Here is a 19853-nt window from a genome sequence, read left to right as displayed (position 1 = left end):
CACGGATGCATATGTAACCCCTGGAAATGTCCATGACTCTGTTCCTTATTTACAACGCCTTGAGCAGCCAACTCTCTGGCTGCTTTTATTTTTTTCTCAGTCAAATATTCATGCACATCTTCAATGAGCCCATTCAGCTCGATGCCTCCATTCCTCTCCTTTTCCACGTCGTAGCCTCCAGTGATTTTAACGTGTTTTTTACTAGGAATCAGCAAACGAGGAAATATTTTTTATTGAAAGGGAACGTATATTCGATTACAATCATACATATAATAGAACAAGTGTTCGTAATCATTTCAAGAATAATAGCAGGTGAAGACTATGACTGTGGATTACAGTGCGCTCCCGCATCACAAAATCCTTTGCGTCGATATGAAAAGCTTCTATGCCAGCTGCTCGGCGGTCATGTTGGGCCTCGATCCCCTGGAATGCTACATTGCCATTGTAGGGGACATCGAACGGAAAGGGAGCGTCGTACTGGCGGCCTCCCCGAAATTAAAAAAGGAGTTCGGGATCAAGACGGGCTCCCGCTTGTTTGAAATCCCGAATGATCCGCGGATCCGGCTGGTCGAGCCGAAGATGGCGACTTACCTCAGGATTTCGACTGAAATCACCCGCCTTTTCCATCGCTACGTCCCGAAGGAAGCGATCCATACGTACAGTGTCGATGAAAGCTTCATCAAAGTGGATGGAGCAAGCCGCATATGGGGGGATGCCCATATAATCGCAAAAAAAATAAAAGATGAAATTGAGCGGGAATTTCAATTGCCATGCGCGATCGGAATCGGCCCGAACATGTTGTTGTCCAAGCTTTGCCTCGATTTGGAAGCGAAAAAGCATGGAATAGCGGAATGGACCTATGAGGATGTACAGGAAAAACTTTGGGAAATTTCCCCCTTAAGTGAAATGTGGGGGATCGGCAAACGCTTGGAGCGTACGCTGAACCGCATGGGGATTTTTTCGGTCGGCCAGCTGGCCCGCTATGATCTGGAGAAGCTGGAGCGGAAATTCGGGGTCATGGGAAATCAGTTGTACCACCATGCTTGGGGCGTGGATCTGTCGGATATCGGGGCACCCATTATGGAAGGACAGGTCAGTTTCGGGAAGAGTCAGATTTTGCTCCGGGATTATAAAGAGGAAGAAGAGGTGAAGCATGTCATTTTGGAAATGTGCGAAGAGGTCGCAAGGCGGTCCCGGATCCACGGGAAAGCGGGCCGGACCATCAGCCTCGGCATCGGCTACAGCCAGGAGGAGTTCGGAGGGGGATTCCATCGTTCAAGGACGATCGATGAGCCGACGAACATTACAATGGACTTGTACAAAACTTGTTTGGAGCTCTTTAAGGAAAACTATGTCCAAAAGACGGTTCGGAAAATTTCCATCACGCTTTCAAATATTGTGGAGGATCACGAATTACAGCTCAGCTTATTCGAGATGAATCGGATGCGCAAACGGGAATTGGGGTTTACGATGGATGCGATCCGCCGCCGCTATGGCTCGGGGGCGCTCCTGAGGGCCGTATCGTATACCGATGCAGGGACAGCAAGGCATCGTGCCCGTCTGGTTGGCGGCCATAAATCGTAGAGAAAAGGAGGGGATGCAATGATTCGAGATCGAGGCAGAATTAAATGGACATCGATGATGCTTCCTGAACATGTGAAAATGCTGCGCGATTGGGCGAAAGAAGATTCCTTTAAAGAAAAGGTGGAGCTGGATGAACAGCAGCTGGAAGAAATGAATGAGATTGCGGCCCAGGCGATGGAAGATCGAAAAAAAGTTGTGATCACCTACTATCGATTGAAGCAATACGAATTGCTGATCGGCTATATCCACTATTATGACGCCCTTCAGAAACGCCTTCATGTGGTAGACACATTTGATGATCCTCAATATGTATCAATGGAAAACATTGTAGACATCCGTTTTCATGACTGATGAAAAAAGCTGTCCCCGATAATCAGAAGGGACAGCGATAGGGCAGTGCTTACTCTTTGTCGTCAAGCACTTTTGCGGCGCGCACGCATGAATCGAATTTTCCTTTATGGCTTGCATCGCAGAATGGAAGCTTGGAGGAAAGCCCGCAGCGGCAGAGGGAAAACACTTGCTTTGTTTCAAATACATTGCCTTCCGCATCGATCAGCTCCACATCTCCTGTGACACGATAAGGCCCATTGTCATTAACTTTGATCTGCACCTTTGACATAAAAAACCACCCTTTCGAAAGATTGGAAAAACGTAAAACATAATATGATGTTAAAAGGAAAACTGAAAAAATGCAAGACGCGACGAAAAAAGGAGGGCTGTGGTAGAATGGACGGATAATGGCAGAAAGGAGCCTGCGAAATGAAGATCACCATCACAGAACAAGCGGCTGCTAAAATTAGAGAGAAAATGAACGGAAGCTCAAAACTATTGAAGCTGAAATATGAAACGGAAGGCTGCGGTTGCGTCATGAGCGGAGTGCCGACCCTGACAGCGGTTGGTCCCGATGATTTGATCGAAAGCGACGACGTTCTGCTCGACACGAATGAAATGCCGATTTACGTAGAAAAATCAAAAATGATTTTTTTGGATGACATCCTGAAAATCGACTTCTCGGAGGCGAGCAACACATACCAGCTCAAAAGCCCAAACCAAATATTGAACGGCCGAATGGCATTTACAGGAAAAGCGTAGGCAGCTTGCTCAGAGGCGAAGAGATTGGACTGAACCGTGTGAGATAAAGGAATCACGATGAACCACAAGCCGAATCGATGATGACTTATCATAGACACGGTGAGGGAAATCACACAGCCTCTAGCTGCCGGAGCTGGACAAAAAGAAAAGCGCAGGCAGCTTGCTCAGAGGCGAAGAGATTGGACTGAACCGTGTGAGATAAAGGAATCACGATGAACCACAAGCCGAATCGATGATGACTTATCATAGACACGGTGAGGGAAATCACACAGCCTCTAGCTGCCGGAGCTGGACAAAAAGAAAAGCGCAGGCAGCTTACTCAGAGGCAATCAACAGCGTTGTTTAGCAGAACCAAATAAAACCAACAAATAAGAAAAGGAGCCGATGAGGCTCCTTTTCCTATTCCTGCATCAATTCATCGAATAACCCGGCACACCCGATCCCCCATTCCCAGCTATTCTGTCCGTCTTCGATGCACCAGGCAGCCGATAGGACAGAGTGGCAAAAACCCCAGGCAATCATTCGCTCCCGGTCAAGCTGGAGGACATCGCAGAATCTGGAAATGCGGTCGCGGAGGACGGACAGCCGATCTTGCTGATCTTGAAGTTCGTTGATCATAAATTGGATGCAATCATACTCCTTTTCGCCGATAACGCCCTTTGCGTCTATGGCAGTCCAGCCCTGATCCCCATCGAATAGGATATTTCCATGATGCAAATCCCCGTGAAGGAGATGGACTTCTCGTTCGGAAGCAAACAGTTCATCATATAGCTTTTCCGCTTTTTCCACACAGTGGGCAGGGAGTGGACCCGTATTGCCGGAGAATCTGGAGCGGAGCCGCTCCAGCCCTTTTGACCATTCCCGGACTGTCGGAAAATTTGAAAAGTCCGGCGCTGACCAAAGGGTGGGCAGAATGCCGGCTGCAATCGAGACGTTCTCCAAGTCTGAAAGGCCCGATTCCTTGAGCGGCGTCCCAGGTGAAAGGTATTCCATCAAGACCCAGGAATCCTGGAGGCTGCAGTCCAGCATGCGGACAAATTTCCCTTGCTGAAAAGCTTGATAAGTCTGCACTTCGCGCAAAAATTCCTTTGATGGATAGCTGATTTTAAAAACGGCGGATCGTCCATTCGATAATAGAACGGGTGCCACATAATTGTAGCTCAGTTCAAATGGGGAAAGCAGGGTGGCTTCCTGCTGCTTTTGCCAGTTCAGCAGGAAATCGGGAAGTTCCTGCAGCCATTTTTCGCCTTTTTCTTTATGCATGCCGATAATGGTCTTTTGGAAAGTCAAAGGGATGGTCATCATGATTCCTCCTTTTTAAACACACATTCATCCAGGAAATCATCAACCGCCTGTTCGTATTCGGCAGGGTTTTCGTTCAGTGATTGGGCATGTCCTCCGTATTCCGCCAAAAATAATTTTTTTGGCCCTTTTTTGTGACGGTACAGCTCCTCAGTCATGGCCGGAAGGATGAATGTGTCCAACTGACTGTGAATGAATAGGACGGGCTTGCTGATATGCTCGACAGCTTGAATCGGGGCTACATCCTTAAACGAATAGCCATCGCGGAGACGAAGCGAAAAATCAGCAAGCGGAAGAAGCCAATTAGCTGGAATCTTCAAGATTTGCTGCAGCTGGTGGGAAATCTGCAGCCGAAAGTCGGAAAAAGGGCAGTCAGCGATATAAAAGTCGGCACGGTCCTCCATTGTGCCGGCATACATCAGCGCGGTGACGGCACCCATCGATTCGCCGTGGATGCCGAATATGATGCCTTCTCCTTCCCTCTTCAATAATTCGTCCACGACAGCCTTCAGGTCATTCTTTTCATAATGGCCGTAGCTGCTCGTCTTCCCTCCGGATTCCCCATGACGCCGATGGTCATAAAGGACGGCATTGAAGCCTTTTTTGATGAAGAGGTTCATATATTTGATGGAATTCGTTTTGCTCTCGGATACACCGTGTGAGAATATCATGAAACGGCGGGAATCGGAATGTGGCTTTATAAAGACAGCCTTGAGCATATAGCCAAAAGAGGATGGAATCCAGACTTCTTCTTTCGGCAGGCTTTCATACTCTTCAGGAATGATCCTTTTCGCTTCCAATTCCCGGTTATAAATGAACGGCTCTTCTTTTTTTCTGTAATACATGAGCCGGTTTGAAATGTATAATCCAAGACCGACAGCGACAAGGGCGGCGCCGCCTACCGCTTTAATGGCTTTTTTCATCAAGCTGACCCCCGTGTTTTTCGAAAGTTAAGATTATTTTACCATTTTTCCTGGAAAAGACATAAGAAAAAGGAAACTGCTCCTTAAGTGAGGGGCAATTTCCTTATCGGCCATGCATTTATTGTTCTGAATTCTGTCGCTTCGTAGGATGGACCGTTTTTTCTACTTCTTCAGCCGAAACTGTATTCTTTATTTCTTCGGCGTTCGGCTGTCCTTTTTGGCTATAGCCTTTGTCGCGTTTTTGACTCATTCGTGGCAGCTCCCTTCACATTAAGATAGCTTTAATGTTTTCGTTGGAAGGTAAAATTATACGCTTAAGAGCGATTTGCAGAAGGTTGTTCCGTCTTGGCCAAACGATAATACCCGCTATCGATGGTCCGCGACAAAAAAGGAGTGATCCCATCGATGGCATCCACCAATAAAGGAAGATTTACGCCTGTACTGATGCCCATCCGTTCAAGCATGTAGGCTACGTCCTCGGTGGCGACATTGCCTGTGGCGCCAGGGGCGAACGGACATCCGCCCAGGCCTCCTGCAGAAGTATCGAAACGAGAAATACCTGCCTGAAGGGCCGCATAAATATTGGCGAGGGCCATTTTTCTTGTGTCATGAAAATGAGCAGTCATCAAAACATCCGGCAGCTCATTCAGCAGTTTGGAAAATAATGAATACGCTTCGGTTGGCGCAGCCATACCGATCGTATCCGCAACACTGAGTTCATCCACCCCTGCAAATGCAAATTCTTCGCATAAATCCAGGACGGCTTGTTCATCGACCTTTCCCTCATAGGGGCAGTAAAAGGATGTCGAGATGCAGGCACGGACAAAGAAATTCCGTTCCTTCAGCATGGAAATGATCGGCTTGAGCTCATCCATGCTTTCCCGTGTCGTCTTGTTGATGTTCTTTTTATTAAAGGAATCACTAACCCCTACGAAAACCGCTACAGCTTGACACTTTGTCCCCAAAACCCGATCGATGCCTTTTTGATTTGGTGCGAGCACAATATTATGTCCATCATCTAAACAAGAAGAGACAATATCGGCAGCATCCTTCATTTGTGGGACCCATTTCGGTGAAACGAAGGATGTCAGTTCCATTTCCTTCAATCCTGCTGCTTTCAACTTTCGGATGAAGGTGGTCTTGGCTTCTGTCGGAATGAATGTTTTTTCATTTTGCAAACCGTCTCGTGGACCGACCTCGATCAAGGTTGCTTTTTTTGGATATGTCATCTTTCTCCCTCCCTGTACAATCATCTTTATTGTAAAAATGTTTTAGACAGAAAAGCAAGAATAATAGGATTTTTGACAAAATTAGAGGATTTTTTTTGTTTTTATCGAAAATAATTCATAGATTTCATTTTTTAACAGGAGGGGACAACTGGTGGAAAATCGTGAAGTAGTAATTGTAAGCGCTGTTCGTACAGCTATTGGAAGTTTCAATGGCAGTTTAAAAAACATATCCGCTCCAGAACTTGGGGCGGCAGTAATAAAAGAAGCAATCAGCCGTGCGGGATTGGAAAATGAGCATGTCGAGGAAGTGATCATGGGAAATGTCCTGCAAGCGGGGTTGGGACAGAACCCGGCAAGGCAGGCGGCTATGAAGGCGGGGCTTCATGAAAGCGTTTCCGCAATGACGATCAATAAGGTTTGCGGTTCGGGATTAAAGGCGGTCCATCTGGCGACTCAGGCCATTTTATCCGGAGATGCAGAAGTGGTCGTGGCAGGCGGGATGGAAAACATGAGCCAGGCGCCATACCTTCTGAAAAATGCCAGGGATGGATTGAAAATGGGCGATCAAAAGCTGATCGACAGCATGATCTCCGATGGTCTTTGGTGTGCATTCAATGACTACCATATGGGCGTGACTGCTGAAAATCTTTGTGAGCGCTACAATGTGACGCGGGAAGAGCAGGATGAGTTTTCAGCAGATAGCCAAATGAAGGCTGCAAAAGCAATTGAAGAGGGAAAATTTAAAGATGAGATCGTTGCGGTGGAAATTCCGCAGAGAAAAGGCGATCCTGTTATTTTCGATACAGACGAATATGTGAAAAAAGGCACGACGGCTGAGAAGCTCTCCGGCCTCCGTCCTGCTTTCAAAAAGAATGGAAGCGTCACCGCAGGGAACGCATCGGGCATCAATGATGGAGCGGCTGCTTTTGTGGTGATGTCGAAGAAAAAGGCACTCGAGCTGGGAATCGCACCTCTTGTGACGATTAAAGGAAATGCCAATGCTGGCGTTGATCCGAGCATTATGGGTATCGGTCCTGTGGCAGCCGTGAAGAAGGTAATGGAAAAAACAAACCTTACAATGGGTGATATGGAATTGATCGAAGCCAATGAAGCATTTGCCGCTCAATCGCTCGCTGTGGACCGTGAATTGAAATTCAATAAGGAAATTCTAAATGTCAACGGCGGTGCCATTGCACTCGGTCACCCGATCGGGGCCAGCGGTGCAAGGATCCTAGTTACGCTCATTCACGAAATGAGGCGGAGAGAAGCAAAAAGAGGGCTTGCAACCCTATGCATCGGTGGCGGTCAAGGTGTAGCGACAGTCGTTGAACTTGCCTGAGCGAGCGCTCGTAATTATGTAAATTCTGAAAAACATTGATAATACAAAAAATCTAGACAAAAAGGAGATGAGAAAGAATGAAACAAGTATATACTTCTTTTCAAGAAGCCGTGGCCGATATTCATGATGGTGCGACATTGATGGTCGGGGGGTTCGGTTTGTGCGGGATTCCTGAAAATCTCATTCTTGCCCTGGTGGAAAAAGGGGTAAAAGATTTGACGGTCATATCCAACAATTGCGGCGTGGATGATTGGGGATTGGGGCTTCTGTTGAAAAATAAGCAAATCAAGAAAATGGTTGGATCTTATGTAGGGGAGAATAAAGAGTTCGAACGCCAAGTGCTTTCGGGTGAAATCGAAGTGGAGTTGGTGCCTCAAGGAACATTGGCCGAAAAAATCCGGGCAGGCGGAGCTGGAATCCCGGCATTCTATACACCTGCCGGAGTAGGAACACCGATTGCAGAAGGAAAAGAAACGAGGACGTTCAACGGGAAGGAATATTTGCTCGAGGAAGCCTATACTGCTGACTTTAGCCTTGTCAGAGCATGGAAGGCAGATAAAATGGGGAATCTTCTTTACAATAAAACGGCCCGAAATTTCAACCCTATGATTGCGGCTGCGGGGCGCATCACAATCGCTGAAGTGGAAGAACTCCATGAAATCGGTGAATTGGATCCGAATGACATCCATACACCAAGCATATATGTACAGCGTTTGATAAAAGGGAAGCAGGAAAAGCGGATTGAACGCCGTACTGTACAATCAATTTAAAGAAGAAGGGAGAGGCGAAGGATGACTGTAAATAAAGCGCTTATACGCGAAAAGATAGCAAGAAGGGCAGAAAAAGAGATTGAAGATGGCTTTTATGTGAATTTGGGAATCGGGATGCCGACGCTTGTAGCAAATTACATATCCGATAACAAGCAGGTGGTGCTTCAATCCGAGAACGGTCTGCTTGGCATCGGTCCCTACCCGAAGGAAGAGGATGTAGAGGCGGATTTAATCAATGCCGGGAAAGAAACGGTAACGGCCATTCCAGGAGCGTCTTATTTTGACAGTTCGGAATCATTTGCAATGATACGTGGAGGACATATCGATATCGCGATCTTGGGCGGAATGGAGGTTTCCAAGTCAGGGGACCTTGCAAACTGGATGATTCCCGGCAAGATGATCAAAGGCATGGGTGGTGCGATGGACCTTGTCCATGGTGCCCGGAGAATCATTGTCATCATGGATCATGTCAACAAAAATGGAGATTCCAAGATCCTTGACGAATGCAGCCTTCCGTTGACTGGAAAAGGAGTCGTGGACCGCATCATCACCGATCGGGCAGTGATTGACGTAACGGAAAACGGGCTTGTGCTGAAGGAAGTCGCGAAAGGATTTTCGGTTGAAGACATTCTCGGATCCACGGAGCCGGAACTAAGTGTTGATGAAAATGTTATATTGGATGCGTTTTAAGCCAATGGGGATCGAGAGAATGTTTTCTCGGTCCCTTTTGTCATTTTTGTTGACTGTTTTTTTGAATGAATCTTCTTGATAATAATTCATCATATGTTGTTGATTGGAGCGGAAGGTGCGAGACTCCGGAGGGATTAGCGGGTCAGGTGAGACCCCACAGGCGAAGCCGAGGAAGCTCACCGCCCGCACCTCGGAAAGCGAGCATCCTTTAAGGGATAGAAAGCTTAAAACTATCGACACCCCCTGGATGAAAATCCAGCCAAAAATGCTATAATAATAGAAAAAACAGGGGAGTAGAAACATGAAAAAGAAAAAACGGCAGCAGCAAACACAAAAGAAGCAGGAACAAGACGCGCCATTATCGCTGAAGGATGCCTTGGATTCGAACCTTCTGGATAAATTGAAAGCGAAGCAAAAAGAACTGGAAAAGGAAGAAATCCAACAGAAAGAGGCAGAAGAGGAAAGGAAGCGCGAAGAAAGGAAGCAGCGTGAAAAAAACAAATCATTTGAAGAACTCCTTAAGGAGAGCCCGATGGATTGGAAGGATTTTAAATAATGGCCAGAAAGGTTGAAGTGACAGAATATCAGCCCGACTGGAAAGCGTTTTGCCAATCAGAAGTACACCGTCTGTCATTGGTGCTGGATCAAGAACAGGTACATTTCCATCATATCGGTTCTACGGCAGTGCCGGGTTTGGCAGCAAAGCCGATTATTGATTTGTTGGCAGAGGTTCCTGATTTATCGTGGATTGACAGAAGAAGTCCGCTTATTGAATCGAAGCTAGGATACATTGCAAGAGGAGAAAACGGGATAGCCGGAAGGAGATATTTTTTTTATGAAACCGGGGATGGCACAAGGCTATTCCACCTCCATGCCTATCCTGTAAATCATCCGGAAATCGAACGGCACCTTGCATTCAGGGATTATTTGATCGCACATCCGAATACGGCAAGGAGCTACGGCACTCTAAAGAAAAAACTGGCCGACAAGCACCCTGATGATATCGATTCATACATCAGCGGGAAGGATGAATTTGTAAAGGAAGCGGAAAGAGCAGCGTTAAAATGGAAAAAAGGATGCCCCTAGATCTCGGATGAATGGAGATCCTTGGGGCATCCTTTTTTAAAAAATCATGAACGATGCTGTTCGTATTTCGTGAATTTTGAAAGATGCTTGATCAATTCTACTTCTTCAAAGTTCAGCTGATCCGCTTTGGCAGCCTTGGCATTTTCCTTCACTTGCTCGACGGAGCTTGCGCCGGGTACGACCGCAGCAACGGCTGGGTGGCTTAGATTATATTGAATGGCAAGCTCTGTCATGCTTCTATGGCTGAGCATTTTTTCTTTCAAGGAGGACAGCAATTCTTCTAATTCATGGAAGGAGTAGGATAGATAGCCTTCTTCCTTTATTTTCTCTGTGGCCTTGTCCAGCCCTTTATCGGACAATAAGCCCTTTGCCAGCGGCCCTCTGGTCACGACGCTGATTTTGTTTTCTTCCAGGAGTGTCATCATTTCTTCTGGGCGCCGGTCAAGGATGCTGTACTGCATCATGACACTGGAAATGGAGGACTTTTTCACATATTCCGTGATGACATTCGGACGGATGGAGGAGATTCCATACTGCTTGATATATCCTTCGCTCTTCAGCTCCTCAAACGCTTCAATCGTTTCGTCTATGGGATCTTCGATGGTACCGCCGTGCAATTGGTAAAGATCGATGTATTCAACATGAAGGCGTTTCAAGCTGTCTTTCACAGCTTCTTTAATATAGTCCTTGGAAGGGTCCCACCTCCAGCCATCCTTGGCGTCATTCCATCGGTTGCCGACCTTTGTGGCAATGATCACTTCTTCACGAATGGAATTCAGCGTTTTTCCGACCAGCTTCTCATTTTCACCGAAATCATACAGATCGGCGGTGTCGAAGTAATTGATGCCTTCCTCGAGCGCGGCTTCGATGATTCTTCGTGCATGCGTTTCATCGGTTCCGAGGGACATGCATCCCAAGCCCATCTTGCTGACCTTTAGATTGGATTTTCCGAGTGTTCGTTTATCCATGACTTCATCACACATCCTTTAGATAATTTGATACCTTAATAGTAAAGGATATGATGAAGAATAAGCAAAGCATAGCTGTTTACATTTTACATTCCCCGGGAAACATCCTTTAGCCAATCTGCGACGCGAGGATACCGCCTTTGCTGCATTTTAAGGTACTGCTTTACCTCCCACGCTTTTCCTTGAACGACAAACCCTTTATCTGTCACGTAAACCTTCATCGCTTTGCCTCCCGAAATAGTATGATAAAATGTATGAAAAGTGATTGAGACGAAGAACCGAAAGGAAGATGAATATGAAAAAATTCGAAGAAAAAACATTGCAGTCCACAGAAATCTTCAAAGGGAAAATTATCAGCTTGCAAGAAGATATCGTTGAGCTGCCGGATGGAAAAACGTCAAAGAGAGAAATCATCAAACATCCGGGAGCAGTAGCCGTCCTTGCCTTGACACCTGATAACAAAATTGTCATGGTCGAGCAGTACCGCAAGGCATTGGAAAGGTCACTTGTCGAAATACCTGCAGGAAAACTCGAGCCGGGTGAAAAACCATATGATACAGCAATGAGAGAGCTTGAAGAGGAAACGGGCTACTCTTGTCAACAGCTTGAACATATTATTTCTTTTTATACATCTCCGGGGTTCGCGGATGAACTTGTCCACTTATATTTAGCGAAGGATATCGTGAAAAAGGAAGATGCGCTTCCCGCAGATGAAGACGAATTCGTGGAGCTGGTTGAATTGACCCTGGCAGAAGCCGAAGGATATATCCGGGAACAAAGGATTCATGATGCCAAAACAGCTTATGCTGTCCAATATTTGATGCTTGATGAGGCAAGAACCAGGTAATGAACACCTACTATGTCGATTTGCATATACATATCGGCCGTGATTTTTATGGGAGGCCAGTGAAAATAACTGGAGCTGAATCCCTGACGCTTGAAAATGTCTTAAAGTTTGCAGAAAGACCAAAGGGGATTGACATGGTCGGGGTGATTGATTGCCACTCGCCAAATGTCATCCAGGAAATCAATCTTCTGATTGAAAGCGGGGAGTTAAGGCAGCTCCAAGAAGGGGGGCTGCTTTATAACAATTCCGTAACATTGATACCGGGTGCTGAAATAGAAATTTATGATCAAAATTGTAAAGGACCGATTCATGTGCTCGCCTATTTTCCGACCTTGCAGTTAATGAGGGGATTTTCCGATTGGCTTGCGGATTTTGTGACGAACATTCATCTCAGCTCACAGCGTGCATATGTTTCAGCCATCAGTCTGCAAAAGAAAGTAAAAGAACTAGAAGGGCTGTTCATCCCGGCACATGTGTTTACCCCCTTTAAAAGCCTTTATGGGAAAGGCGTAGAGAAATCTTTGAAAGAAGTCTTGGATCCGGAGATGATTGATGGGGTCGAACTAGGACTCAGCGCCGATACAAGTATGGCAGACAAGATTTCGGAGCTTCATCCCTATACATATTTGACCAATTCAGATGCTCATTCACTCGGGAAGATAGGTAGGGAGTATCAAGCGATCAGAATGGCGGAGCCAACCTTTAAGGAATTAGAGTGGGCTTTAGGAGGAAAGGCGAAGAGAAAAGTGGAGGTCAATTATGGATTGAATCCGCTGCTTGGAAAGTATCATGAGACCGCCTGTGCCAAATGCTCGGAGCCGTGGCCAGTTCAGGGGGGATGTCAAAAGTGTGGATCATCCTCATCTGTCAAAGGAGTATCCAATCGTATCGCTGAATTGGCGGATTCAGAGCGCAAACCTGGCCGTCCAAGATATATCCATCAAGTGCCGCTCGATTTTTTGCCGGGATTGGGACCGAAAACACTTCAGAAGTTATTGATGGTCTATAAAACTGAGATGGCAATATTGCATGATAGCAAGCGGGAAGATTTATTAGAAATCATTCCGGAAAGAATTGTGAATCTAATCATGGCAGCCAGAAGCGGAACGCTGAAAATTGCAGCTGGCGGCGCGGGGAGATACGGGAAGGTCAAGCGTTAAAATGAATCGGGTGGATAGGGGAGATTAAATAAGGAGATCGGGGACGGGCAAGGTATAGAATGGACATTTTCCGCATACATATTACTAACAAAGCTTAGGAGGAAATTAGATGCGGAAAAGAATCTCGTCCAACCCACTCACTCAACATATTCAGGATAACTCCTCTATTTATTCATTCATCGTCGTGCTTTTTTTAATGGGTGTCATCTTTGGCGCGGTGGTTGTGAATAGTTTATCGTATGGACAAAAGGAAGATTTATTTTATTACTTGAGCCAATTTTTCGGACAGGTTGCAGATGGGAAAGTAGCAACTTCAGAAGATTTATTTCGCCAAAGTTTTTTTCATAATGTAAAATTTTTGGGCTTGATTTGGATTCTTGGCATCTCCATCATCGGTTTGCCGTTGATTCTTATCCTCTTATTCATGAAGGGGGTAGTGGTTGGGTTTACGGTTGGATTCTTGGTCAATAAAATGGGCTGGGGAGGATTTTTGCTTTCTGTAGTTACCGTACTGCCTCAGAATCTATTGATTATTCCCGTCTTTATTTTTATCACCGTTTTATCTGTGGGCTTTTCATTAAAGCTGATCAGGAAGATCTTTATAAAACAGGGGATGAATTTTGTTTTTGCTCCACTTTTCATGAGATATGCCGCAGCTTTTATTATAGCCATCGGAATCATTTCCGTTTCGGCAAGCATTGAAGCGTACTTATCGCCGGCCTTGATGAAATCGATCGTCTCTACACTGAAATCATAAAATTCAATCGAAAACTTACATGCCCTGGCTGAATCGGTCAGGGGTTATTTTGTTTGGCTGCATTCTCAATATTTAAAGATATAAGCCAAAGTCGGTGCAAGATTGATTTCCGCAGAAGGATGCTCGCTTTCCGAGGGGCCTCACACGAAGTGAGGTCGTTCGATGTTGGCACAGGACAAGGAACACTTCGGCAGCGACACATCGCACGAAGAAAAATGCCTTACATTTTTCGAGGACGTGCCGAACTTAATTGAACATCCGCCAACCCTCTACTCACTTCGCTGTGGGGTCTCACCTTCACGCGAACAACAACCTTTGTGGTTCCAGTCTTTTTATTGGCGATTTTACAGACGACGGCACCTCTTCTATGCTCGACATTGAATTTACAATCCTTATTCAATATTTATTATTTTTAAAATTATTCTAAAAAGATAATCATTCCTTTTAGTTAGTAATAATAATTTTATTTTGCTTATTTTATTCTGTTTGGTATAATAATGAAGACAATGGCTAGGGAGGGGCTCTTGACATGGAAGGTAGAATCGATCGAATAAAAAAACAACTGCATTCGGCTAGCTACAAGCTTACTCCACAGAGGGAGGCCACTGTAAGAGTATTGCTTGAACATGAAGAGGATCATTTAAGTGCAGAAGATGTTTACCTTCTCGTTAAAGATAAATCCCCTGAAATTGGGCTGGCAACCGTATATCGGACATTGGAGCTATTAACCGAATTGAAAGTCGTGGATAAAATCAATTTCGGTGATGGAGTATCGCGCTATGATTTACGGCAGGAAGGCGCTGCGCATTTCCATCATCACCTTGTCTGTATAGAATGCGGGGCAGTTGATGAAATTCAGGATGACCTTTTGGGTGATGTTGAAAAAGTTGTAGAAAAAGATTGGAATTTCAAAATAAAAGACCACCGCCTGACCTTTCACGGCATCTGCTGGCGCTGCCAGGAAAAGGATAGCGATGAAAGCTCAGAGTGAAATAAAAGACCTTTTCGATATGAAAAGGTCTTATTTATATTTAAATAAAGCATCCAAGGTATAAAATGCTTTCAGACTGGCATAGCTTGTATTAATGAAACTAAATCAAAAGGGGTAGAAGACCTTTGGGTGCGTGGATAAAATTACTATGGCAGTCATTCAGAGTATTCATATTGTTTACCGGATGCACGATTCTCTTTTACTGTGGTATTATGTGGGTAAACCAAGAATATCAAGATCAGCATCGATATGATGAACCGGAAGGATCAGCAGTGAAGGTGTTCAATAGTGCAACAGGAGAAACTGTGGATTGGTTCAACCGGCTAATATTTTTTTATGTAGACGGGGAGTAGTGAGAGTGGAAGATCGTTTAAAGGATTTCATCCATTATATGATTGTTGAAAAAGGATTAGCGAAAAACACTGTAGTATCCTATGAACGGGACTTGAAAAATTATTTGAAGTATTTATTGAATGTAGAAGTAGTGTCTTCCTTGAACGATGTGTCCCGAGTGCACATCGTTCAGTTTTTAGGACACTTGAAAAATCAGGGGAAATCTGTGAGGACGGTAGCTAGGCATGTAGCATCCATCCGTTCGTTTCATCAATTTCTATTACGGGAAAAAGCAGTGGATCAAGATCCATCCGTCCATATTGAATCACCTCAACAGGGAAGGACACTCCCGAAGGTGCTCAGCCTCGGGGAGGTTGAATCCTTGCTTGAAGCGCCTGTCGATGCACCTCCTTTTGGCATCAGGGATAAGGCTATGCTTGAAATATTATATGCCACAGGGATTCGAGTGAGCGAACTCATCAGTTTGAATGTTGACGATGTACATCTGACAATGGGCTTTGTCAGATGCATTGGAAAGGGCAATAAAGAACGGATCATTCCGTTGGGAAGGACAGCTGCCTCGGCATTGGAGGATTATTTAAAGGACGGGCGTACAAAGTTGAGATCTCCGAAGTATAAAACAGATGCCCTATTTTTGAATCATCATGGCAATGGGCTGACACGACAAGGATTTTGGAAGATCTTAAAAGGGCTTGCAAAGAAAGCCAACATTGAAAAGGATTTGACGCCGCATACGTTGCGTCATTCATTTGCGACTCATTTATTGGAAAATGGGGCCGATCTGAGGGCGGTGCAGGAAATGCTGGGACATGCAGATATTTCTACCACACAAATCTACACGCATGTAACAAAAACAAGGCTTAAAGACGTATATTCCAAATTCCATCCAAGAGCATAGCAATCTATGAAACTTCCATTCTAGGTATAGCGGCTAAAAGCCAGACGGTGATAGATCGGCTGGCTTTTTTGCTTGTCAAAAAGAGTGTTTTTGAATTACAATATAGATGTCAGACTTCTGACGTATGTCCGGGTTGGTAATCCCCCAAAAAAAGGGGTATGATAATAGCATCATTGAAAACGCTTTACTTTGAGATTTAGGAGGAATTAAAAAATGAACGATACATATAAAAGGATCCACCTCGTCGTCATGGATTCAGTGGGCATCGGTGAAGCTCCCGACGCAGGGAGATTCAATGATCTTGGAGCAGATACTTTCGGTCACATTGCAGAGCAAATGGGAGGCTTGAACATGCCGAATCTAGGCAAGCTCGGCCTTTCAAATATTCGGGAGATCAAAGGGATCGAAAAAGCTGAAAAGCCACTGGCTTACTATACAAAAATGCAGGAAGCATCGAATGGAAAGGATACGATGACCGGTCATTGGGAGATTATGGGCCTTCATATCGAAACTCCGTTCAAGGTTTTCCCTGAAGGATTTCCAGATGAACTCATCAACGAGTTGGAAGAAAAAACAGGGCGGAAAGTAATCGGAAACAAGCCTGCCAGCGGAACAGAGATTTTGGATGAACTCGGGAAAGAACAGATGGAAACTGGCAGCCTGATTGTCTACACATCCGCTGATTCGGTTTTGCAGATTGCTGCGCATGAGGAAATCGTCCCGTTGGATGAGCTTTACAAGATTTGTGAAATTGCCAGGGAGCTTACCCTTGATGAAAAATATATGGTCGGCAGGGTAATTGCGAGGCCGTTCCTTGGAGAACCAGGCAAATTTACCAGAACATCCAACCGTCACGACTATGCACTGAAGCCTTTCGATCGTACCGTCATGAATGAATTGAAGGATGCAGATTATGACGTGATCGCTCTCGGGAAAATTTCAGACATTTATGATGGGGAAGGTGTGACAGAAGCGATCCGGACAAAGTCCAATATGGATGGAATGGATCAATTGATCAAGGTGATGGACAAGGAGTTCACAGGACTAAGCTTTTTGAACTTGGTTGATTTTGATGCGTTGTACGGTCATCGCCGCGACCCGGAAGGCTATGGAAAGGCGTTGGAGGAATTCGATGCCAGAATGCCTGAAGTTTTTGAAAAGATGACGGATGAAGATTTATTGATCATAACGGCAGACCACGGGAATGATCCTGTACATCATGGAACGGATCATACGCGTGAATATGTTCCTTTGCTTGTATACTCTACAAGGATGCATGGAGGTAAAGAGCTTCCGATCAGAAAAACGTTCGCGGATATCGGCGCGACGGTTGCAGAAAATTTCGGCGTGAAACTGCCTGAATACGGGGAAAGCTTCTTAAATGATCTTAAAGGGGAATAAACATGAATCTTGAACAAATCCAGAAAGCATCTGACTTTCTAAAAAACAAATATACTGGAACTCCATCCATTGGTCTTATTTTAGGATCGGGACTTGGTGTTTTGGCTGATGAAATTGAGAACCCGGTTCGAATTCCATATAATGAAATTCCTGATTTTCCAATTTCAACAGTTGCCGGACATGCCGGACAGCTTGTGTTTGGACAATTGAGCGGAAAAGAAGTAGTGGCAATGCAAGGGAGATTTCATTACTACGAAGGCTATGAATTCGATCAGGTCACATTTCCTGTGCGCGTAATGAAAGCATTGGGAGTGGAAACTTTAATCGTTACAAATGCAGCTGGCGGGGTAAATGAGAGCTTTGAGCCCGGCGATCTGATGATTATTTCAGATCACATCAACAATATGGGCGGAAATCCGCTGATTGGTCCGAATGATGGAAGGCTAGGTGTGCGCTTTCCTGATATGTCAGAGGCATATAATAAGGAATTGAGACACACTGCAAGAGACATAGCGGACAAATTGAACATCAAGATCCAGGAGGGTGTATATGTGGGGAATACGGGTCCTGCCTATGAAACACCTGCAGAAATCAGGATGTTCCGTACACTTGGCGGTGACGCAGTAGGGATGTCCACTGTGCCGGAAGTGATCGTGGCTCGCCATGCCCAAATGAACGTCCTTGGGATTTCATGCATTTCCAATATGGCTGCAGGCATTCTGGATCAGCCTCTTACGCACGATGAAGTCATTGAAACGACTGAAAAGGTTCGAACAAATTTCTTAACATATGTAAAAGAAATCATAAAATCAATCTAGTTTTAAGAAAGTGGTGAACGGCATGAGAATGGTCGATTTGATCGAAAAGAAACGTAATGGAAAAGAATTAAGTACCGAAGAAGTTAATTTTATAGTAGAAGGATATACAAAAGGGGATATTCCCGATTATCAGATGAGTGCCTGGACGATGGCCGTATATTTCCAAGGTATGACAGAGCAGGAGCGGGCTGACTTAACAATGGCAATGGTGCATTCCGGCGATACAATCGATTTGAGTGCGATCAACGGTATTAAAGTGGATAAGCACTCAACAGGCGGGGTAGGCGACACGACAACGCTCGTACTGGGACCATTGGTGGCAGCAGTTGGTGTTCCTGTCGCAAAAATGAGCGGCAGAGGATTGGGGCATACTGGCGGCACGATAGACAAGCTTGAATCCGTAGAAGGATTTCATGTTGAGATCGAAAATGATGAATTTATCCGTTTAGTCAATGAAAATAAAATTGCTGTCATCGGCCAAAGCGGAAATCTGACCCCAGCCGATAAAAAGCTTTATTCACTCAGAGACGTGACGGCAACTGTCAATTCAATCCCTCTGATTGCCAGTTCAATCATGAGCAAGAAAATCGCTGCAGGTGCCGATGCAATTGTACTTGATGTAAAAACCGGTGCCGGGGCGTTCATGAAGACCCTGGATGATTCACGTGACTTGGCTCAGGCAATGGTGAATATCGGGAATAATGTCGGCAGAAAGACAATGGCTGTCATTTCAGACATGAGCCAGCCGCTTGGTTTTGCAATCGGAAATGCCCTTGAGGTGAAGGAAGCGATCGACACCCTTAAAGGGGAAGGTCCAGATGATCTGACGGAACTATGTTTATCACTGGGAAGCAATATGGTGGTTCTAGCAGAGAAAGCTTCAAGCATCGAAGAAGCAAAAGGAATGCTGATCGAAGCGATGAAAGACGGATCTGCGCTTGAAGCTTTCAAGGTCTTCCTAAAAGCACAAGGCGGGGATGATTCCGTTGTCGATCAGCCAGAAAAACTTCCGCAGGCAAAATACATTTTCGAACTTGAAGCGAAAGAGGATGGCTATGTTTCCGAAATCGTTGCAGATGAAATCGGTACTGCTGCAATGCTTTTAGGTGCAGGACGCGCGACGAAGGAATCAGAAATCGATCTAGCCGTAGGACTGATGCTAAGGAAGAAAATCGGCGATTCCGTCAAAAAAGGCGAGTCGCTCGCAACGATCTACGCAAACCAAGAAAATGTAGATGAGGTAAAAGAAAAACTTTACTCGAACATTTCCATTTCCAAAAATAAAGTTGAAGCACCTACATTGATTCATGAAGAAGTGCACTTTAATAAATAATACAAAAAAAAGCTGATGGCCTGTGGCCGTCAGCTTTTTCATTTGCCGGTAAAAGGCATCGGGAAGTAAAGTTCCCGATGCCTTTTGTCATTTTTTATATGAATGCTGAAGGGAATAAACAGTTATTTTTGAAATGTGGTGCATCTTGTTTCAAGGTTATCTATGTCTACATATTCAGGAAGCGGATTATCTGCTGCAGGAACAACTATTTAATGCTTTGAACAGAAGAATTGGGAACTAAGATGGAGGATCTGATGCCCTTGGTAAGGAGAAATAGAAATAAAGGTAACCAGAATGACGATCTGATGCCC

General features: G+C 45.1%; 24 protein-coding genes. 17 read left to right on the top strand and 7 right to left on the bottom strand.

The window, feature by feature from the left end:
* Positions 1-321: 321 nt before the first annotated feature.
* Complete coding sequence (locus tag D9X91_RS21620) at positions 322-1584, top strand: Y-family DNA polymerase (RefSeq protein WP_121682737.1); 1263 nt, start codon at positions 322-324, stop codon at positions 1582-1584.
* Between the two features lie 18 nt (positions 1585-1602).
* Entirely contained in the window at positions 1603-1935 is a 333-nt protein-coding gene (locus tag D9X91_RS21615; RefSeq protein WP_121682736.1) for a YolD-like family protein, read from the top strand.
* 49 nt (positions 1936-1984) lie between these two features.
* Here the strand turns inward: D9X91_RS21615 and D9X91_RS21610 are convergent, their stop codons facing one another.
* Entirely contained in the window at positions 1985-2203 is a 219-nt protein-coding gene (locus tag D9X91_RS21610; RefSeq protein WP_121682735.1) for a CDGSH iron-sulfur domain-containing protein, read from the bottom strand.
* Between the two features lie 140 nt (positions 2204-2343).
* Here D9X91_RS21610 and D9X91_RS21605 point away from each other — a divergent pair, with 140 nt between their 5' ends.
* A complete protein-coding gene (locus tag D9X91_RS21605; protein ID WP_121682734.1) occupies positions 2344-2676 on the top strand; it encodes an iron-sulfur cluster biosynthesis family protein in 333 nt (110 codons plus the stop codon).
* Positions 2677-3075: 399 nt separating this feature from the next.
* Here D9X91_RS21605 and D9X91_RS21600 read toward each other — a convergent pair whose 3' ends face one another.
* From D9X91_RS21600 to D9X91_RS21590, 4 genes are all read right to left on the bottom strand, one after another.
* Positions 3076-3978, bottom strand: a complete 903-nt coding sequence (locus D9X91_RS21600) for an aminoglycoside phosphotransferase family protein (RefSeq protein WP_158598390.1) — start codon at positions 3976-3978, stop codon at positions 3076-3078.
* Positions 3978-4901 carry an alpha/beta hydrolase gene (locus D9X91_RS21595; RefSeq protein ID WP_121682732.1) on the bottom strand — a complete coding sequence of 308 codons (924 nt, stop codon included), beginning with the start codon at positions 4899-4901 and terminating at the stop codon, positions 3978-3980. The genes D9X91_RS21600 and D9X91_RS21595 overlap by 1 nt, the downstream gene beginning before the upstream one ends.
* A 118-nt stretch (positions 4902-5019) precedes the next feature.
* Positions 5020-5151 (bottom strand): hypothetical protein, encoded by a 132-nt coding sequence (locus tag D9X91_RS23080; protein WP_267900826.1) that lies wholly within the window; start codon positions 5149-5151, stop codon positions 5020-5022.
* Positions 5152-5215: 64 nt separating this feature from the next.
* A complete protein-coding gene (locus D9X91_RS21590; protein WP_121682731.1) occupies positions 5216-6130 on the bottom strand; it encodes a hydroxymethylglutaryl-CoA lyase in 915 nt (304 codons plus the stop codon).
* 151 nt (positions 6131-6281) lie between these two features.
* Here D9X91_RS21590 and D9X91_RS21585 point away from each other — a divergent pair, with 151 nt between their 5' ends.
* The 5 genes from D9X91_RS21585 (at position 6282) to D9X91_RS21565 (ending at position 10015) form a co-directional block, all read left to right on the top strand.
* Complete coding sequence (locus D9X91_RS21585; protein ID WP_121682730.1) at positions 6282-7469, top strand: acetyl-CoA C-acetyltransferase; 1188 nt, start codon at positions 6282-6284, stop codon at positions 7467-7469.
* 77 nt (positions 7470-7546) lie between these two features.
* Positions 7547-8239 (top strand): CoA transferase subunit A, encoded by a 693-nt coding sequence (locus D9X91_RS21580; protein WP_121682729.1) that lies wholly within the window; start codon positions 7547-7549, stop codon positions 8237-8239.
* A 21-nt stretch (positions 8240-8260) separates the two neighbouring features.
* Positions 8261-8929, top strand: coding sequence for a 3-oxoacid CoA-transferase subunit B (locus D9X91_RS21575; protein ID WP_121682728.1), 669 nt, complete (start codon positions 8261-8263; stop codon positions 8927-8929).
* Between the two features lie 301 nt (positions 8930-9230).
* The gene (locus tag D9X91_RS21570; RefSeq protein WP_121682727.1) at positions 9231-9485 is read left to right on the top strand and encodes a YqkE family protein; all 255 of its coding nucleotides are present in this window, start codon (positions 9231-9233) and stop codon (positions 9483-9485) included.
* Positions 9485-10015, top strand: a complete 531-nt coding sequence (locus D9X91_RS21565; protein WP_121682726.1) for a GrpB family protein — start codon at positions 9485-9487, stop codon at positions 10013-10015. The genes D9X91_RS21570 and D9X91_RS21565 overlap by 1 nt, the downstream gene beginning before the upstream one ends.
* Positions 10016-10059: 44 nt before the next feature.
* Here the strand turns inward: D9X91_RS21565 and D9X91_RS21560 are convergent, their stop codons facing one another.
* Both D9X91_RS21560 and mciZ read right to left on the bottom strand, forming a co-directional pair.
* A complete protein-coding gene (locus tag D9X91_RS21560; RefSeq protein WP_121682725.1) occupies positions 10060-10983 on the bottom strand; it encodes an aldo/keto reductase in 924 nt (307 codons plus the stop codon).
* An 86-nt stretch (positions 10984-11069) separates the two neighbouring features.
* Positions 11070-11204 carry a Z-ring formation inhibitor MciZ gene (mciZ, locus tag D9X91_RS21555; RefSeq protein ID WP_121682724.1) on the bottom strand — a complete coding sequence of 45 codons (135 nt, stop codon included), beginning with the start codon at positions 11202-11204 and terminating at the stop codon, positions 11070-11072.
* A 74-nt stretch (positions 11205-11278) separates the two neighbouring features.
* Here mciZ and D9X91_RS21550 point away from each other — a divergent pair, with 74 nt between their 5' ends.
* The 9 genes from D9X91_RS21550 (at position 11279) to D9X91_RS21510 (ending at position 19542) form a co-directional block, all read left to right on the top strand.
* Positions 11279-11830, top strand: a complete 552-nt coding sequence (locus D9X91_RS21550) for an NUDIX domain-containing protein (RefSeq protein ID WP_121682723.1) — start codon at positions 11279-11281, stop codon at positions 11828-11830.
* Complete coding sequence (locus D9X91_RS21545) at positions 11830-12990, top strand: endonuclease Q family protein (protein ID WP_121682722.1); 1161 nt, start codon at positions 11830-11832, stop codon at positions 12988-12990. Before D9X91_RS21550 ends, D9X91_RS21545 begins: the two co-directional genes overlap by 1 nt.
* Positions 12991-13099: 109 nt before the next feature.
* Positions 13100-13747 (top strand): stage II sporulation protein M, encoded by a 648-nt coding sequence (spoIIM, locus tag D9X91_RS21540; protein WP_121682721.1) that lies wholly within the window; start codon positions 13100-13102, stop codon positions 13745-13747.
* A gap of 529 nt (positions 13748-14276) precedes the next feature.
* Positions 14277-14738: a ferric iron uptake transcriptional regulator gene (gene fur, locus D9X91_RS21535; RefSeq protein ID WP_121682720.1), complete on the top strand. Its 462-nt coding sequence runs from the start codon at positions 14277-14279 to the stop codon at positions 14736-14738.
* Positions 14739-14863: 125 nt separating this feature from the next.
* Positions 14864-15091: a YqzK family protein gene (locus tag D9X91_RS21530; protein ID WP_121682719.1), complete on the top strand. Its 228-nt coding sequence runs from the start codon at positions 14864-14866 to the stop codon at positions 15089-15091.
* Between the two features lie 5 nt (positions 15092-15096).
* Positions 15097-15990: a site-specific tyrosine recombinase XerD gene (gene xerD, locus D9X91_RS21525; protein ID WP_121682718.1), complete on the top strand. Its 894-nt coding sequence runs from the start codon at positions 15097-15099 to the stop codon at positions 15988-15990.
* A gap of 213 nt (positions 15991-16203) precedes the next feature.
* Positions 16204-17391 carry a phosphopentomutase gene (gene deoB, locus D9X91_RS21520; RefSeq protein WP_121682717.1) on the top strand — a complete coding sequence of 396 codons (1188 nt, stop codon included), beginning with the start codon at positions 16204-16206 and terminating at the stop codon, positions 17389-17391.
* 2 nt (positions 17392-17393) lie between these two features.
* The gene (locus D9X91_RS21515) at positions 17394-18209 is read left to right on the top strand and encodes a purine-nucleoside phosphorylase (protein ID WP_121682716.1); all 816 of its coding nucleotides are present in this window, start codon (positions 17394-17396) and stop codon (positions 18207-18209) included.
* Positions 18210-18231: 22 nt separating this feature from the next.
* A complete protein-coding gene (locus D9X91_RS21510; RefSeq protein ID WP_121682715.1) occupies positions 18232-19542 on the top strand; it encodes a pyrimidine-nucleoside phosphorylase in 1311 nt (436 codons plus the stop codon).
* Positions 19543-19853: the final 311 nt, after the last annotated feature.

It is taken from the genome of Falsibacillus albus, assembly GCF_003668575.1.
GTDB lineage: Bacteria > Bacillota > Bacilli > Bacillales > DSM-25281 > Falsibacillus > Falsibacillus albus.
This window is presented reverse-complemented; position numbering and strand designations above follow the sequence as displayed.

Excerpts from the sequence above, each read along its gene's own strand:
- D9X91_RS21565 (WP_121682726.1), top strand. The coding sequence starts at position 9,485 with ATGGCCAGAAAGGTTGAAGTGACAGAATATCAGCCCGACTGGAAAGCG.
- D9X91_RS21595 (WP_121682732.1), bottom strand. The coding sequence starts at position 4,901 with ATGAAAAAAGCCATTAAAGCGGTAGGCGGCGCCGCCCTTGTCGCTGTC.
- D9X91_RS21550 (WP_121682723.1), top strand. The coding sequence starts at position 11,279 with ATGAAAAAATTCGAAGAAAAAACATTGCAGTCCACAGAAATCTTCAAA.
- fur (WP_121682720.1), top strand. The coding sequence starts at position 14,277 with ATGGAAGGTAGAATCGATCGAATAAAAAAACAACTGCATTCGGCTAGC.
- D9X91_RS21605 (WP_121682734.1), top strand. The coding sequence starts at position 2,344 with ATGAAGATCACCATCACAGAACAAGCGGCTGCTAAAATTAGAGAGAAA.
- D9X91_RS21575 (WP_121682728.1), top strand. The coding sequence starts at position 8,261 with ATGACTGTAAATAAAGCGCTTATACGCGAAAAGATAGCAAGAAGGGCA.
- D9X91_RS21515 (WP_121682716.1), top strand. The coding sequence starts at position 17,394 with ATGAATCTTGAACAAATCCAGAAAGCATCTGACTTTCTAAAAAACAAA.
- D9X91_RS21590 (WP_121682731.1), bottom strand. The coding sequence starts at position 6,130 with ATGACATATCCAAAAAAAGCAACCTTGATCGAGGTCGGTCCACGAGAC.
- D9X91_RS21570 (WP_121682727.1), top strand. The coding sequence starts at position 9,231 with ATGAAAAAGAAAAAACGGCAGCAGCAAACACAAAAGAAGCAGGAACAA.
- D9X91_RS21610 (WP_121682735.1), bottom strand. The coding sequence starts at position 2,203 with ATGTCAAAGGTGCAGATCAAAGTTAATGACAATGGGCCTTATCGTGTC.
- D9X91_RS21615 (WP_121682736.1), top strand. The coding sequence starts at position 1,603 with ATGATTCGAGATCGAGGCAGAATTAAATGGACATCGATGATGCTTCCT.
- mciZ (WP_121682724.1), bottom strand. The coding sequence starts at position 11,204 with ATGAAGGTTTACGTGACAGATAAAGGGTTTGTCGTTCAAGGAAAAGCG.
- spoIIM (WP_121682721.1), top strand. The coding sequence starts at position 13,100 with ATGCGGAAAAGAATCTCGTCCAACCCACTCACTCAACATATTCAGGAT.
- D9X91_RS21580 (WP_121682729.1), top strand. The coding sequence starts at position 7,547 with ATGAAACAAGTATATACTTCTTTTCAAGAAGCCGTGGCCGATATTCAT.
- D9X91_RS21545 (WP_121682722.1), top strand. The coding sequence starts at position 11,830 with ATGAACACCTACTATGTCGATTTGCATATACATATCGGCCGTGATTTT.
- D9X91_RS23080 (WP_267900826.1), bottom strand. The coding sequence starts at position 5,151 with ATGAGTCAAAAACGCGACAAAGGCTATAGCCAAAAAGGACAGCCGAAC.
- D9X91_RS21620 (WP_121682737.1), top strand. The coding sequence starts at position 322 with ATGACTGTGGATTACAGTGCGCTCCCGCATCACAAAATCCTTTGCGTC.
- D9X91_RS21510 (WP_121682715.1), top strand. The coding sequence starts at position 18,232 with ATGAGAATGGTCGATTTGATCGAAAAGAAACGTAATGGAAAAGAATTA.
- D9X91_RS21600 (WP_158598390.1), bottom strand. The coding sequence starts at position 3,978 with ATGACCATCCCTTTGACTTTCCAAAAGACCATTATCGGCATGCATAAA.
- deoB (WP_121682717.1), top strand. The coding sequence starts at position 16,204 with ATGAACGATACATATAAAAGGATCCACCTCGTCGTCATGGATTCAGTG.
- D9X91_RS21560 (WP_121682725.1), bottom strand. The coding sequence starts at position 10,983 with ATGGATAAACGAACACTCGGAAAATCCAATCTAAAGGTCAGCAAGATG.